This is a genomic window from Bradyrhizobium sp. Kon56 (assembly GCF_055807635.1).
Map to the genome: position 1 here is coordinate 1 of NZ_JBVVOU010000005.1, position 14,335 is coordinate 14,335.

General features: G+C 62.6%; 16 protein-coding genes. 6 read left to right on the top strand and 10 right to left on the bottom strand.

Annotation, left to right across the window (positions count from 1 at the left end):
- Positions 1-384: 384 nt before the first annotated feature.
- Positions 385-1,203: a methyltransferase domain-containing protein gene (locus tag AC0L3B_RS09655; RefSeq protein ID WP_377790461.1), complete on the bottom strand. Its 819-nt coding sequence runs from the start codon at positions 1,201-1,203 to the stop codon at positions 385-387.
- 581 nt (positions 1,204-1,784) lie between these two features.
- Between AC0L3B_RS09655 and AC0L3B_RS09660 the strand changes: the two genes are divergently transcribed.
- On the top strand, positions 1,785-3,005 hold the full coding sequence (locus AC0L3B_RS09660; RefSeq protein WP_240543387.1) for a hypothetical protein: 1,221 nt from the start codon (positions 1,785-1,787) through the stop codon (positions 3,003-3,005).
- 149 nt (positions 3,006-3,154) lie between these two features.
- Here the strand turns inward: AC0L3B_RS09660 and AC0L3B_RS09665 are convergent, their stop codons facing one another.
- From AC0L3B_RS09665 to AC0L3B_RS09685, 5 genes are all read right to left on the bottom strand, one after another.
- Entirely contained in the window at positions 3,155-3,859 is a 705-nt protein-coding gene (locus tag AC0L3B_RS09665) for a GrlR family regulatory protein (RefSeq protein WP_018456325.1), read from the bottom strand.
- Between the two features lie 398 nt (positions 3,860-4,257).
- Complete coding sequence (locus AC0L3B_RS09670; protein WP_377790457.1) at positions 4,258-5,079, bottom strand: tetratricopeptide repeat protein; 822 nt, start codon at positions 5,077-5,079, stop codon at positions 4,258-4,260.
- Positions 5,080-5,111: 32 nt separating this feature from the next.
- Positions 5,112-5,795, bottom strand: a complete 684-nt coding sequence (locus AC0L3B_RS09675; protein ID WP_026233140.1) for a substrate-binding domain-containing protein — start codon at positions 5,793-5,795, stop codon at positions 5,112-5,114.
- Positions 5,796-5,813: 18 nt separating this feature from the next.
- On the bottom strand, positions 5,814-6,515 hold the full coding sequence (locus tag AC0L3B_RS09680; protein ID WP_018456322.1) for a GrlR family regulatory protein: 702 nt from the start codon (positions 6,513-6,515) through the stop codon (positions 5,814-5,816).
- 194 nt (positions 6,516-6,709) lie between these two features.
- Positions 6,710-7,744, bottom strand: a complete 1,035-nt coding sequence (locus AC0L3B_RS09685) for a glutamine synthetase beta-grasp domain-containing protein (protein ID WP_018456321.1) — start codon at positions 7,742-7,744, stop codon at positions 6,710-6,712.
- A 541-nt stretch (positions 7,745-8,285) separates the two neighbouring features.
- Here AC0L3B_RS09685 and AC0L3B_RS09690 point away from each other — a divergent pair.
- The 3 genes from AC0L3B_RS09690 to AC0L3B_RS09700 all read left to right on the top strand — a co-directional run bounded on the left by AC0L3B_RS09690 (position 8,286) and on the right by AC0L3B_RS09700 (position 10,119).
- On the top strand, positions 8,286-8,486 hold the full coding sequence (locus AC0L3B_RS09690; RefSeq protein ID WP_371261365.1) for a DUF2735 domain-containing protein: 201 nt from the start codon (positions 8,286-8,288) through the stop codon (positions 8,484-8,486).
- Positions 8,487-8,654: 168 nt separating this feature from the next.
- Positions 8,655-9,398: a tyrosine-protein phosphatase gene (locus AC0L3B_RS09695; protein WP_473380333.1), complete on the top strand. Its 744-nt coding sequence runs from the start codon at positions 8,655-8,657 to the stop codon at positions 9,396-9,398.
- 40 nt (positions 9,399-9,438) lie between these two features.
- Entirely contained in the window at positions 9,439-10,119 is a 681-nt protein-coding gene (locus tag AC0L3B_RS09700) for an SDR family oxidoreductase (RefSeq protein ID WP_026233139.1), read from the top strand.
- On the opposite strand, the gene AC0L3B_RS09705 is transcribed toward AC0L3B_RS09700, so the two are convergent.
- The gene (locus AC0L3B_RS09705) at positions 10,120-10,467 is read right to left on the bottom strand and encodes a GrlR family regulatory protein (protein WP_018456317.1); all 348 of its coding nucleotides are present in this window, start codon (positions 10,465-10,467) and stop codon (positions 10,120-10,122) included.
- Positions 10,468-10,610: 143 nt separating this feature from the next.
- On the opposite strand from AC0L3B_RS09705, the gene AC0L3B_RS09710 reads away from it, so the two are divergent.
- Positions 10,611-11,297, top strand: coding sequence for a DUF2161 domain-containing phosphodiesterase (locus AC0L3B_RS09710; RefSeq protein WP_473380334.1), 687 nt, complete (start codon positions 10,611-10,613; stop codon positions 11,295-11,297).
- A 95-nt stretch (positions 11,298-11,392) separates the two neighbouring features.
- Positions 11,393-11,698: a hypothetical protein gene (locus AC0L3B_RS09715; protein WP_007591844.1), complete on the top strand. Its 306-nt coding sequence runs from the start codon at positions 11,393-11,395 to the stop codon at positions 11,696-11,698.
- An 80-nt stretch (positions 11,699-11,778) separates the two neighbouring features.
- Here the strand turns inward: AC0L3B_RS09715 and AC0L3B_RS09720 are convergent, their stop codons facing one another.
- The 3 genes from AC0L3B_RS09720 to kynU form a co-directional block, all read right to left on the bottom strand.
- Complete coding sequence (locus AC0L3B_RS09720; RefSeq protein WP_473380335.1) at positions 11,779-12,408, bottom strand: GNAT family N-acetyltransferase; 630 nt, start codon at positions 12,406-12,408, stop codon at positions 11,779-11,781.
- Positions 12,409-12,559: 151 nt separating this feature from the next.
- Positions 12,560-12,961: a PaaI family thioesterase gene (locus tag AC0L3B_RS09725; protein ID WP_026233137.1), complete on the bottom strand. Its 402-nt coding sequence runs from the start codon at positions 12,959-12,961 to the stop codon at positions 12,560-12,562.
- Positions 12,962-13,132: 171 nt separating this feature from the next.
- The gene (kynU, locus tag AC0L3B_RS09730; RefSeq protein ID WP_018456312.1) at positions 13,133-14,335 is read right to left on the bottom strand and encodes a kynureninase; all 1,203 of its coding nucleotides are present in this window, start codon (positions 14,333-14,335) and stop codon (positions 13,133-13,135) included.

Genomic DNA, 14,335 nt, shown 5'->3' on the forward strand with positions numbered 1-14,335 from the left:
GCCAGCGCTTCAAAGCGCGGCTCAACAAAAGGCCCAGCGGCCAAATCCATTGCAGCCAACTTTTGCAACAAAATCGGCCAGAAGCGGGCATCGCCAAATGAGCCCCCCGCTCAAGCCTCATCGTGCAAGGATGGATGAAGTTCACTCCCCTCAGGACGGTGCATCGCTCGGAGGTCGACGACCGGATGGCATTCGGCTTTGAACTTTAGGAGCTGATGCTTGGAGGAGTTCGATGGAGCGCTTGATCAGCGCGACCATCGCGGCAGGACTGATAAGTGCAAAAGTGCACAAAAGTTCCCGTGCAAACCGGCGGATCATCCACTCCCTCGGGGGCCGCGCGGCTAGGCCAGCGGTCCGCTAAGGGCCATGCCATCAGCGGACGTATCAAGCGGTTGCGGTGAGTAGGTGAGCTGCTATCGGGAACGATAACCCGCTACTACCCACGTATTTTCCCAACTCCAACTTGGTATCTTCGGCCAGGTGTTCGCGAGCCACCTCGCTTGCTTGCGATACATGACTGGCCAGTGGCGAACCCGCAACATAGCTAGATACAAATCGTTCGACGGATGGAAACTCGATGGCACCGACCCTCCGTTGAACCGTGATATCCTGAAAGTTCGCAGCAGCGACAAGTCGGCTCAGCTCATCGGCATCGGCGAGTCCAAATGGAGCTCGCATGATTGTGGCCGCCGCTGGACCGATGTGGCGCTCCAGTATTTTGGCTAAAGATTCAAACCCGGGACTTTGATCGATGCCGCACCACACCATGAGGGCGAGCCTTCCCCTTGAAGATAGAACTCTGCGCATTTCGCGCAAAGCAGCTGGTCTGTCGGCGAAGAACTGGAGGCCGAGTTGGCAGTACGCAATATCAAACGCGCTGTCAGCGGACGGCAGTTTGTCTGCACTGGCCTCCTGCCATTGAACCGAGGCAGCGTCATCGGCCATCCCGAGCGATCGTGCCACGTTCAACATGCCAGGATTGAGATCGATGCCCGTCACGATCCCGGTAGGGCCCACCTTCACCGCCGCGAGGCGCGCCACTATTCCAGTGCCGCAAGCAATATCGACTACGCGTTCGCCCAGCTTCGGCCGAGCGAGGTCTATCAGGACGGGGGCCCATGGCCCAAACACAGCCGGGACCAACTCCCGTTCGTACACTTCGGGCGCACTACCAGCGACCTGCCACTGACCTTGCTGCTCCATCAGATGATGCCAAAAGGACGTTCGCTCCTGCGCTTATAGCTCAACACAGCGATGTCCGCCACGGGTGGTCAAAAGCGCGTCCGCTCCCTCAGCGAAGTGCAGGCTCTTTTCGAGCTTGACGGCGAAATAGTTGCGAGGGGCGGCGGTGCAATCACAGCCCGATGGCATCGCTCCGCATCTTCGATCTGAAGTCGAAGATTTTCCAGTTCTGAGAGCCGGCAATAGAGGTCGTTGAGCCGAGAGGCCAGCTCAGCTTGAAAGTCCTGCATGATCGCCCCCATTACTCAAATTCGCTACCGGACCGCGAATTAAAGCAGCGGTCGTGCGCGGCTTCATTAAGGCATGTGAATCCCGTTGCGATCCCGATGAGTTCCGAGTATCGGAACCCGACCGTCCACTCCCTCGGGGGGAGCTCGATGCGTCGGACTCCGCGGTGGGTCAATAGCTGTGGGCAGTCAGGGCGGGCGGTCTACCCTCAACTTCGGACATGAGCGGGCACCGCAAGCGCGATTGCGATGGGGCCACTTCCAGACTTCGCCGATGGGTATATAGAATCATCGTCCACCCTGGAGAACGGCCAAGTGGCCCGAATAGAAACCTTCGTATGGATCGTAACGACCTTCATAATCATTTTAGCCACCGCTCCACTACGGGCTTTGGCAACACCGGAAGCGTCTGCATGCGGGTACCTCGCTAGTCAAATTGATAAGGCGCAGCCAGGGCCGTTGTTTTTGCCCAGCTATCCGACCGTGGAATCGGGGCCTCTCCATGGCGCCGCATACCTCTATGACAATGCGGTGGCCGTCATCGCGTTGGTCGGTTGCGGTGAGCGAGACAAAGCAAGTCGGATGGGCGCGGCGATCCTCTGGGCCGTCGATAATGACCGGACCTGGCATGATGGACGGCTCCGAAACGCTTACGCCGCGGGTGTGGTGGCGAATGGCTCCGCCAAACTTCCGGGTTGGTGGGACAATAATCGGAACGAATGGTTGGAGGATCGATATCAGGTGGGAAGCGATGTTGGTAACATGGCATGGGCCATGTTGGCGTTGCTGTCGATTGATGATGTGAACACCGGCTCCCCGTTTCGCGATGGTGCAGCGCGGCTTGGCGCTTGGGTCGCGCAATGGGCCGATACGCGCGGTACTGGCGGTTTCACGGGAGGTACGTTTGGGCACGAACCGACGCCGGAAGTGCGGACGTGGAAATCGACTGAACATAATACTGACCTCGCCGCCGCGTTTGGCCTTCTTGCGATCCGCACAGGCGATTCGCGCTGGCGCGATAAGGCAACGGTTGCCGAGTACTTTGTAAATACGATGTGGGATCCGGGGTGCGTCTGTTTCGCCGCAGGAACCGCTGAAGACGGTGTCACGCATAATCCGATTTTGGCTCTGGATGCCCAGATCTGGCCTTTAACAGCGCTTCACGGAGCGGCCGGGAAATTTGCATCGGCAATGACGACCGCCGAACAGCGAATGAGTGTCGGCGGAGGCTTTTCTTACGGTGAAGACCGAGACGGTGTGTGGACCGAAGGTACGAGCCAAATGGCTCTCTTGATGAAATTGCTCGGCAAGACGAAGAGGGCAGAATCGCTGATCGCTGTCATCGAATCCCAGAGGTCGCCCGATGGTGGGTTCTATGCCACGACTGTCCGCGCGTTACCGACGGGGTTCGTGTTGGACACCGACCCGACCAAGCCGCGAAACTATTTCCGATTGTCACATCTTGGCGCAGCTTCGTGGGCTGCCCTTGCGGAACGTGGGTTCAATCCCTTTACGATGACAAAAGGACTTCCCTAGCTGAGCCGCAGTGCTTCTCGTCTCGGCCGTTTCGATCTGTCCTGATTTCGATATGTCCGCTTGGGGGTCACTTGCCGACATTGCCGCGGCTCGGACGTCAGGCCTGTTGAGCCTCTCGAGCGGAGATCCCAAATCTTTGAGTAACCGCCCTACGCCCGCCGCATCAGCTTGAGCGAGGCCGCGAGCCGCAGGCTGCGCTTGCCGGCGAGCGCGATGCCTTCGAGTTCGCCGCTGTCCGCCGTGCAGGTTCCGGAGAAGCCGATCCCGACCTCATAGCCGCCGAACACGGGGTTCTCGCCTTTTGCCGGCGTATGCTCCTGGTTGAGGATCTCGCCCTTCCAGCGGCCGTCAGCCGAGGAATAGGAGCCGAGATAGTAGAAGAACGCATCTCCGCCGAGGATGCGGCCGTCCATCAGCAGCATGACGCCGGAGAGCCCGGCATCGACGCCGTCGAGCGCGCGCAGATGGATCGCATAGAGCCCGTTCACCACCCCGCCTGGACCGATCGTCCCCTGCGGCGGCAACCCCTCGTCATCGAGCCGCGTGAGATTGGCCCAGAAACCGGCGCCCGGCATCGTGTCCGCGCTGCCCGCGAGACGGATCTGGTTGCCGACGAGTCGGCCGCGCGCGCCGATCGCGGCGACATCAGCCCCCATCAGCGGCTTGTAGTTGGGATCGTCGTTGTGCCGTTCGGTGATGACTTCGGCGATGATCTCGCCGTCGCGCTCGAAATAGCTTCCGAGATGCGCGAAGGCCGAATTTCCGCCCAGCAGCTTGCCATCATGCATGCACATGATGCTGCGGCCGAAGGCATCGTTGACGCCGTATTCAACCTTGTAGAGCCCGTCCAGCAACGCAAGTGACCCGCAAAATCATAAGGAAAGCACGCGCTACCTAGCACTGCCATCGCATCAAGACCATCGGGCTTTTTCGCGCAGGGCCATTCGCGAAGCCACGCCCTGCCATGATGCCATCATGCGCCTGTTTTGCCCGACGGCGCAAGCAATTTCGGCAATTCCGCATATGGCGATTCACACCATTTGCAGGCCTGTGATTTCAACCACTTGGCTACTGTGCATGGGGTTGTTTTTCGAGTTTTTTTGTTTGGCCGGTCGCGAACGGTCCTTGCGCACTCACCAAAGCCGGCTTCGAACCCGCCGGCCGAGGCGCTACGGCATGATCCGGAAAAATGCGCAGCGGTTTCCCGAAAAGATCATGCTCACAAATAAATCTACAGCGCGTTCATCGGGCTTTAGAAGCACAGCGTGGTGACGAGCTTGCCCTGCTTGTCCTTGATCGCATAGGGACAGCGCAGCCGCTCCAGCGCCTGCTTGGCATCCTCGTCGCCGAGCGCTGCGGCGCGCTCGTAGTAGGATTTCGCGGCGTCCTTGTCCTTTGGCCCGCCGCGGCCCTCCTGCGCGAAGGCGCCCATCCGCTCCAGCGCGCCGGGATGGTTTTGCCCGGCAGCCTTTTCGAACAGCGCGCGCGCCGCGGCGTCGTCCTTCGCCCCGCCCGTGCCTTCGGAGAGCATCATGCCGAGCTGGTACTGCGCCTCCGCGTTGGTCTCGGCGGCCTTGCCCAGCAATGCGCGCGCCTGTGCCGGATCGGCCGGCGCGGCACCGCCGCTGCCGCCGAGCGCGGCGAGATTGCTGATGCCGCGGGGATTGCCGGCCTGCGCCGCCTTCTCGAACAATTTCCGCGCCTGCGCTTCGTCCCTGGCGACGCCGGAGCCGGTACCGTAGGCCACGCCGAGCTCGACCATCGCCGCACTCGATCCCTTGTCGGCAGCTTTGCGCCAGGCTGCCATCGCGTCCGCCGGTTGCCGGTTGGCCGCATAGGCGCGGCCGAGCGCGAACATCGCGCGCCGCGACGACGACGCGGCCTGCTTGCAGAACTTGATGGCGGTCGCAACGTCGGAGGCCGCAATCTCGGTCGCGCCCCTGACGTCGGCCGGCTTGTCGGGATCGCTGGGATCGGCCGCGACCCGGTCGCACAGCACGAGGTCGGCCGATTGCCCATGCCCCGACAACGGCACCGCAAGCGTGAGAAGGATGGCAACGAGGAAAGTCCGCATGGACGCCAGGTTGCGTCGCAGTCTCGGCAAATTCAAGGCTCGAGTCCCGATTGGCGCAGCACGGGGACCACCTCGGGCGATGCCAGATAGCGCAGCAGCCGGTCAGCGGCGTCGGCGTTCTCGGCGTTTGTCATCCGACCGGCGGAGAACACGGCCGGCGTTTGCAGATCGTGCGGGATCGGGCCGACCACCTCGATGCCTTCGACCTGCTTCAGCTCGCTGATCTGCTGCACCGCGAGGTCGGCCTCGCCGCTCACGAGCCGCTCCGCGGTAAAGCCCTGCTCGACGATGGTGGCCTTGGCGTTGATCTCTTCCGCGATCCCCATCTGCGCGATCAACCGGGCGAAATAGACCCCGCTCGCCCCCAGTCGCGAATAGGCCACCGACCGCGCCGCGAGCAGCGTGTTGCGCAGTGCGGATGCCGTGGCGATGTCGGGATGTGCCTGCTCTGCCCGCACCGCGATGCCGACGAAGGAGCGCGCGAGATCGGCAGCGCTCTCGGCGATCACACGGCCCTCGCCAATCATCTCGTCGAGCCCTTCGCGGGTGAGGATGACGAGATCGGCGGCCTCGCCGTCGCGCAACCGTTTGAGCAGCGCCAGCGTCGGCGCGAAATCGGCATCGATGTGGACGCCGGTCGCGGTCTCGTACGCGGAGGAGAGGCTGCGCATCGCGCCCATCAGGCCGAGCGTCGAGAGCATGCGAATTGTTTCCATCAGCGATTCCCGTGACGATCAGGCGCGGTGCATCAGCTTGAGCGCGGCGGTCAGGCGCAGGCTGCGCTTGCCGGCGAGCGCCGTTGCCTCCAGCACCGCCTCTTCGGCATCATAGGTGCCGGAGAAGCCGATGCCGACCTCGTGGCCGCCGAAGATCGGATCGTCCTTGGCCGGCGTGTGCTCCTGATTGAGGATCTGGCCCTTCCAGCGCCCGTTGGCGGCGGTGTAGCTGCCGAGATAATAGAACGATGCATCGCCGCCGAGGATGCGGCCCTTGTTGAGCAGCATCACGCCGGTGAGACCGCCGTCGACGCCATCGAGCATGCGCAGATGCACCGAGTAGAGCCCGTCGGCGATACCGGCCTCGCCGACACCGCCGGCGATCGGCATCTCGTCTTCGGTGATCGGTGTCATCAACGACTGAAAGGGTACGCCGGGCAGCTCCTTGAGCTCGCCCTTGAAGCGATAGAGATCGCCGTCGGCCCAGCCCTTGGCAAGCAACGTCGCATCGTCCGTGCCCGCCATGGCGCGATAGTTCGGATCGGGGTTGTGGCGGACGGTGTTGATCACGACGTCGACGCCGGCTTCGGTCTTCACGTAGGTGCCGATATGGGCGAAGGCCGAATTGCCGCCGAGCATCTTGCCGTTGCCGGCATGCATCACGCTCCGGCCGACCCGGTCGCCGAGCTGAAATCTCACCTTGTAGAAGCCTTCAAACACCAGCCGTCCCCGGCCCTGCGCGCACCCAGACGCAGTCTATCCCGCTTTCGGCGGCGATGGACAAGTTTCCGGCCATGAGGTCCGATGAGTCTCCGCAACGGCTGTCAGCAAAATGAAAAATCCGCCGAAGCCTTTCGGCTTCGGCGGATCGAAGTCCAACCGGGGCCAGCCCCCCAGCCCGGGCCGGGAGGATCTTAGGCGGCGGCCTTCTTGTCGGCCGGCACGGAGGCGATCGTCTTCAGGATCTGCGAAGCGATCTGGTATGGGTCGCCCTGCGAATTCGGACGACGGTCTTCCAGATAGCCCTTGTAACCATTGTTGACGAAGGAGTGCGGCACGCGGATCGAAGCACCGCGATCGGCAATGCCGTAGCTGAACTTGTTCCAGGGCGCGGTCTCGTGCTTGCCGGTCAGACGCTTGTCGTTGTCCGGGCCGTAGACGGCGATGTGGTCCATCAGGTTCTTGTCGAAGGCCGCCATCAGCGCCTCGAAGTACTCCTTGCCGCCGACCGTACGCATGTACTCGGTCGAGAAGTTGGCGTGCATGCCGGAGCCGTTCCAGTCGGTGTCGCCGAGCGGCTTGCAGTGGAACTCGATGTCGATGCCGTACTTCTCGGTCAGGCGCAGCATCAGGTAGCGGGCCATCCACATTTCGTCAGCGGCCTTCTTGGAGCCCTTGCCGAAGATCTGGAATTCCCACTGGCCCTTCGCGACTTCCGCGTTGATGCCTTCATGGTTGATGCCGGCAGCCAGGCAGAGGTCGAGATGCTCTTCGACGATCTTACGGGCGACGTCGCCGACGTTCGAGAAGCCGACGCCGGTGTAGTACGGACCTTGGGGCGCCGGATACCCCGAGGCCGGGAAGCCGAGCGGACGGCCGTCCTTATAGAAGAAGTATTCCTGCTCGAAACCGAACCAGGCGCCGGAATCGTCAAGGATGGTGGCGCGCTTGTTGGTCGGGTGCGGGGTCTTGCCGTCGGGCATCATGACTTCGCACATCACGAGCACGCCGTTGGTGCGGGCGCCATCCGGGAACACCGCGACCGGCTTCAGCACGCAATCGGAGCTGTGGCCTTCAGCCTGCTGGGTGGAGGAGCCATCGAAGCCCCAGAGCGGAAGCTGCTCGAGCGTCGGGAACGACGCGAATTCCTTGATCTGAGTTTTGCCGCGCAAGTTCGGAGTCGGCGTATATCCGTCGAGCCAGATGTACTCGAGCTTATACTTGGTCATTGAGCCTCTCTGTAGATGATGCGAAAGGTGGGGGCCGCAGGCCCCCGCACGATTGTTTACCCGGCCAACATCGGCCGACCCTTTCCAAGCATTTAACGTGCCAAAAGGCCGCAGCGCGGGAGGTTTTCCACCGCCGCCGGCCCCCTCTTCCCTCCCGGCGGATCGGCCAGTGCGCCGCGCGTCATAGCGGCGCACCTTTGCGTGAAGCTGCATCGCAAAAATCCCGCGGAAATCGCCCGATTTTGAAGCAGGCCGGCCCGGGTCTAAGGTTGCCGGCTAAACGCGCATCAACGTCGGGCAATATTCGCCAAGACTGCGACCGTCGCCCGCAACCTTCGCAACGGCCCACGCGTTAGCCACCCGAGCGCTGCCTTAGAGGAAGCAGAATGCAGTCTGCCTACAAAATAGGCCAACGCTGATTTCCTTTTCAGCACTTTGCATTTCGGAATGCACGGCCGATATGGGGATTCCAGTAACCACAAGCCAACGAGTCGGGCGCACCATGGAGGCCAGCGCTGCGATCTCGGGAGATAATGCAATGATGAACAATGGACTGAGTCACGGATCTGCACAGATCTACCAATTCCCTGTCGGGGGCCGCTCGGCTCTCGGGGGGCGCCGCAACGGTGAGACCCGCCTTCCCGCCAACCACGCCTCGCTTCCCGTGAACGAGACGATTTGCAGCGGCAGCTGGTACCATCAGGAAGCAGTCGATGAAGCCAAGCCGAAATGGGATCGCTGATGCCTGCGTTCGGTTCAATACCGCCGCGGTCTCTCGATGCCCGGCGTCAGTTCGAAAAAGGGTCGAAACAACGGTGTTTCGGCCCTTTTCCATTCCGGACTTGATTGCGGGATTATATGGTCGCGCAGGTGATCACAGACCGTTTCAAATGCCTGACAAGACACCTCCATGAAAGACTTCCCTGCCCGCCATCTCGCCCTGCAAGGCGCCAGCAATTTTCGCGACCTCGGCGGCTATCCGACCGCAGATGGCCGTATCACGCGATGGCGGCAGATCTTCCGCTCCAACCATCTCGGCCAGCTCACTGCTGCCGATATCGAGATCGTCCGCGCGTTGGGCGTGCGCAGCGCCTTCGATTTTCGCGGCGTCGAGGAACGCGCGGCGGGTGTCTGCGTGGTCAACGAGATCGCCGTGCATTCGCTGCCGATCGAGCCGACAGTCGTGGCTGCGCTGCGCGCCGAGCTCGGCAGGGGCAGGTTGACCGCGCCGGTCGCGCTCGAACTCATGCGCGAATCCTATCGCAACTATGTACGCCACAACACGGCCAGTTTCCGCAACCTGTTCGGGCATCTCCTGGAGGACCGCGCGCCGCTCGTGATCCACTGCACCGCCGGCAAGGACCGCACCGGCTTTGCCAGCGCGCTGATCCTGCATGCGCTCGGCGTATCTGATGACGTCATTGCCGAGGATTATCTGCTGACCAACCAGCACTACAAGCGCGACGCATCAAACGTCTCCGATCTTCCCGCCGGTGTTCTCGACGCGATCGGCAACGTCGAGGCCTCGTATCTTGCGGCTGCTTTCGAGGCCGTCGGTAGCGAGTATGGCGATCTCGAAACCTACTTGCGCGACGGTCTCGAGCTCGGCACACCGGAGCGGATCGCACTGAAGGCGCGCTATCTGCAATCGTAGGCGGCCGTAAATCTTAAGCGGCCGTGCCGGGAGAACAATGATGCAAGGCAAGGTTCTGATCGTGACCGGCGCACTCGGCGCGCTCGGCAAGGTGGTCGCCGAGACCGCGCTGGCACGCGGCGCGCGCGTGGCCGGCATCGACCATGCGCCATCGCAAATCTCCGCGATGCCTGAGCGCATCGAGATCGGCGGCGTCGATCTGTCCGACGCAGCACAAGCAAAGACGGCGGTCGAGGCAGCGGCGAGACACTTTGGCGGGCTCGACGTGTTGGTTAACATCGCCGGTGGCTTCGCCTTCGAGACCGTCGGCGACGGCGACGTCAAGACATGGCAGCGCATGCATGCGCTCAACGTGCTGACGGCACTCAACGCCTCGCAGGCGGCCCTGCCGCATCTGGCCGCGTCCAAGGCCGGCCGCATCGTCAATATCGGGGCCATGGGCGCGCTTCAGGCCGGCTCCGGCATGGGCCCCTATGCGGCGTCGAAAGCCGGCGTCCACCGGCTCACCGAGGCGCTGGCGAGCGAGTGGAAAGGCAAGGTGACCGTGAACGCGGTGCTGCCCTCGATCATCGACACCAAGGCCAACCGCGCCGACATGCCGAAGGCCGACTTCGCCAAATGGGTGACACCGCAGGAACTCGCCGAAGTCATTCTGTTCCTCGCCAGCGATGCCGCCAGCGGCGTCACCGGCGCGCTGATCCCGGTTGGCGGGCGGGTGTAATCAATCCGGCACCAAGAGCCGGAGATTGCCTCTGAAACGGATGCTCTGCTTGCCGGCGAGCGCGATGCCCTCGCCGTACGCGGTCTCGCCATTGTAAGTGCCACTGAAGCCGATGGTCACGACCTTGCGGCCCCACACCGGGCGCTCGTCGAACGAGGGGGAATGCTCCTCGTTGGTCAGCTCGCCCTTCCACTTGCCGTTGGCCGAGGTGTAGCTGCCGTAGGCGAAGAAGAATGAGTCCCCGCCCCGCATGGTGCCGTCGCGCATCACCATGACGCCTTGGTTGCCGCCCTGAACGGCATCCAGCATTTCGATGCGGATATGATAGAGCCCATTCCTGATGGTCATCTTCGTGAAGCGCCCGATTGTCCCACCCGCAGGATAGCCGGATCATCTGTTCCCGATCAAATGGCGCAGAGCTCTAAGTCCACTCCGGGGCTAAACTGCCGCAGACTGATTCTCCGATCGAACGTGACATTCGGAAGCTTCCTTTGGAAACCACGCTCTATCTGCCTGTCAAACGCTTCCTCGAAGAGCTCGGCTTCACGGTCAAGGGCGAGATCGGCGGCTGCGATCTCGTGGGCCTCAGCGCCGGCGATCCTCCGGTGGTGGTGATCGGCGAGCTCAAGCTGACCTTCAATCTCGAGCTGATCCTTCAGGCGGTCGATCGTGCACCGGCCGGCGACGAGGTCTGGATTGCGGCAAAGATGTCAGCGCGCGGCAAGGGACGCGAGACCGACGCACGGTATCGCAATCTCTGTCGCCGCCTCGGCTTCGGCATGCTCGGGGTGACCGACCGCGGTCAGGTCGAGGTGCTGGTGAAGCCGCCGACGGCAGCCCCACGCCGGGAGCCGAAGGTCCGTTCGCGCCTGGTCGCAGAGCATCAGCGCCGCCAGGGCGATCCGGCGCCGGGCGGCAGCACGCGCGCGCCGATCATGACGGCCTATCGGCAGCAGGCACTGGCCTGCGCCTCGGAGCTCGCGGCAGGCCCGCGGCGGGTGAGCGAATTGCGCCGGCGCTGTCCCGATGCCGGCAAGATCATGCTTAACAATGTGTATGGCTGGTTCGAACGCACCGAGCGGGGAATCTACGGGCTGACGGAAGCTGGCCAGGCGGCGCTGAAACGCTGGCCACAACAGCGGGTTGCGGATGTTGCCGGTCTCCCGTCACCACCCTGACACCCAACCGGTGCATAGCTGAGATGCCACACCGATTTCATATTGCAATGCAACATAGACGGCACTAGGTATCCCGGCATCGAAACGAGGCCGTTATGAACGCAGACTGGAATACCAAATATGGCACGCGGCGCGTTCGCCACGATCCGCCGACCTTAGACGAGGCGATCTTCGCCGCCGTCGGCATCACCGATGATCAGGAGCAGCAGGCCGAGATCGCCGCAGCCCTGATGGGCATGCCGCTCGATGTCGTCCAGGCCGAGGTCAAGAAACAGGTTCGCACCAACAGCCGCATCACCTCGACCCGCGTGATCGCCGGCGAACAGGGTGCGCAGCGCTCGGTGGTGGTCGAACGCCGTGTCGTGCGCCGCTTCGGCAACGACAAGCGCACCGGCACCTGAGCGCTTAGTTCCCCTATATCCAGTACAAAGCGGACCGGTTTTACCGGTCCGCTTTTTTTGATTCCAGTCGGCTTTTCAGGTCAGGCGGCGCGATTGCCGTAGATGCTGGAGATGATCTTCCAGCAGGTCGAGTTGAAGCTGAGAAGAGCGCGGCCGGCCGTGAATGGCGAGGCCGCGAGATCAGCGAGTTCGTCCTCAGGCGCCTTGGCGAGATCGATCGTGCCGGTCGATTCGCCATGACGGAATTGCAGATGCGCCCCGAACTTCCTGGCGAGCGCGCGCATCGGGTGATTCTCGGCGCCGGTGGTGATGCGCAGGCACTTGTAGCCTTTCCAGCGCGCTTCCGCGATCAGGCGGCTGAACAGCACGGTGCCGACGTTCTGGCGCCGCGCCGAAGCTTCCACGCTGAAGGCGACCTCGGGCAGCGAATCGCCCTCGGGCGGATGCAGCTCGGCCGCACCGCGGACCACGCCATCGACGATATAGGCGACAATAACGGTGCCGTCCTCGGCACAGCGGGCGGCGTAACGCTCGATAAAACTGTCGTCGAGAAAACCGTTGAAGCGGTCGTGCCGGCTTTCGGCATCGAGCCTCAGCAGGTGATCGCGCAAAAGCGGCAATTCTTCCTGCTGGCTCAAGGTCCGCACGTAGCCCTGAACGGACTTCGGGCGGTTGGTTATTTCAAGTCCAAAATCTGCTGCGAGTGACAAGTCAAAACTCCTCTTGGTGTCCCTCGAGGAGGCGTTCGAATCCCTAGGCCTCCAATATTGTGCATCGCAACAAACTTTTCAAGACGGGAACCTGCCCAAGTTTCGGGCATCGGAAGCGACTAATTCTTTAATAAAATCAAGCCCCCCGTATTCACACGAGGACCAGCTGGGTCTGCGTCACAACGGCAACCAGCTTGCCGTCCTCGGTCTCCAGCCGGGTGGTCCAGACCTGGGTCCGCCGGCCTCTGTGGATTGGGGTGGCGGTCGCGATTACCGTGGTTCCCTCCTTGGCCCCGCCGATGAAGTTGGTCTTGCTCTCGAGCGTGGTCGTGCCCTTGGCGTCCTCCGGCAGATTGATCACGGTGGCCGCCGCGCCGACGGAATCGGCCAGCGCCATCACCGCGCCGCCGTGAATGGTATGATGAAGCGTGCAGAGATCGGGCCTGACCGTCATCCGCGCCACCACGCGATCCCTCTCGGCCTCGACGAACTCGACGCCCTTGAGTTCGGCAAACGGCATCTTCATTGCTTTAAGTTTATCGAGCGGCGTCATCGGATCTCCTCCCAAATCATTCTGCTCACAGGGTGAATTGCTCTTCGCGGCAAAGCAATGACGTCCGAGGTCGTCATTGCGAGCGCAGCGAAGCAATCCAGAATTTTTCTGCGGATACATTTCTGGATTGCTTCGCTGCGCTCGCAATGACGGGGAGACAGCGTTCGTACCTCACGTCACCGCATTCACCACCTGATACTCCGGCCGCCGCCAAATTTCGCCCGCGATCACTTCTTCGATGAACTCGGCTGCCCGCACGATCTCGCCCTCACCGATATACAGCGGCGTGATGGCAAATCTCATGATGTCAGGCGCGCGGAAATCGCCGATGACGCCGCGGGCGATGAGAGCTTGCATCGCGGCATAGCCGCCGCCGTAGGCGAAGGAGACCTGAGAGCCGCGACGCTCATGCGTGCGCGGCGTAACAAGCTTCAAGGACGGACAGCGGCGTTCGACCTCGGCAATCAGGAGATCGCCGAGGGCCAGCGAGCGGGCCCGGACCTCGGCAATATCGACGCGATCCCAGATGTCGAGCGAAGCTTCCAATGCCGCCATTGCCAGCACCGGCGGCGTTCCCACGCGCATGCGCTCAACGCCACCTGCGGCCGCATAGGCAAGCTCGAACGCGAACGGCTTTGCATGCCCCATCCAACCCGACAAAGCGGCGCGCACGCTGTCGGCGTGGCGCGGCGCAACGTAGAGGAAGGCCGGCGCGCCGGGGCCGGCGTTGATGTATTTGTAGGTGCATCCAGCGGCGAAATCCGCGCCGGTGCCTGCAAGGTCAACCGGCAGCGCGCCGGCCGAATGCGCGAGGTCCCAGACCGTGACGATGCCGAGCGCATGCGCTCTTGCAGTCAGCTTCGCCATGTCGTGGCGCCGTCCGGTGCGGTAATCGACCTCGGTGATGTAGAGCACCGCGATCTCCTCCGACAACGAAGCCTCGATCTCCTCCGGCGCCACCAGGCGCAATTGATGGCCACGGCCAAGGGTCGCGATCAGGCCTTCGGCCATGTAGAGGTCGGTCGGAAAGTTGCCGGTGTCCGATAGAACGACCTTGCGCGACGCGTTCATGTCGAGCGCGGCGGCGAGCGCCTGATAGACCTTGAGCGACAGCGTATCTCCGACCATGACGGAGCCGGCTTCCGCACCGATCAGGCGCGCGATGCGATCGCCGACATGGCGCGGCTGGGCATACCAGCCAGCCGTATTCCAGGCGCGGATCAAGTCATCGCCCCACTCGGCGGTGATGACGCGGCTGACGCGCTCGGCAACGCCAAGCGGCAACGCGCCGAGCGAATTGCCGTCGAGATAGATCACACCGTCCGGCATATGGAACAGCGCTTTGGTGTCGTCGTAGACGCGAAGCTTGGTCAT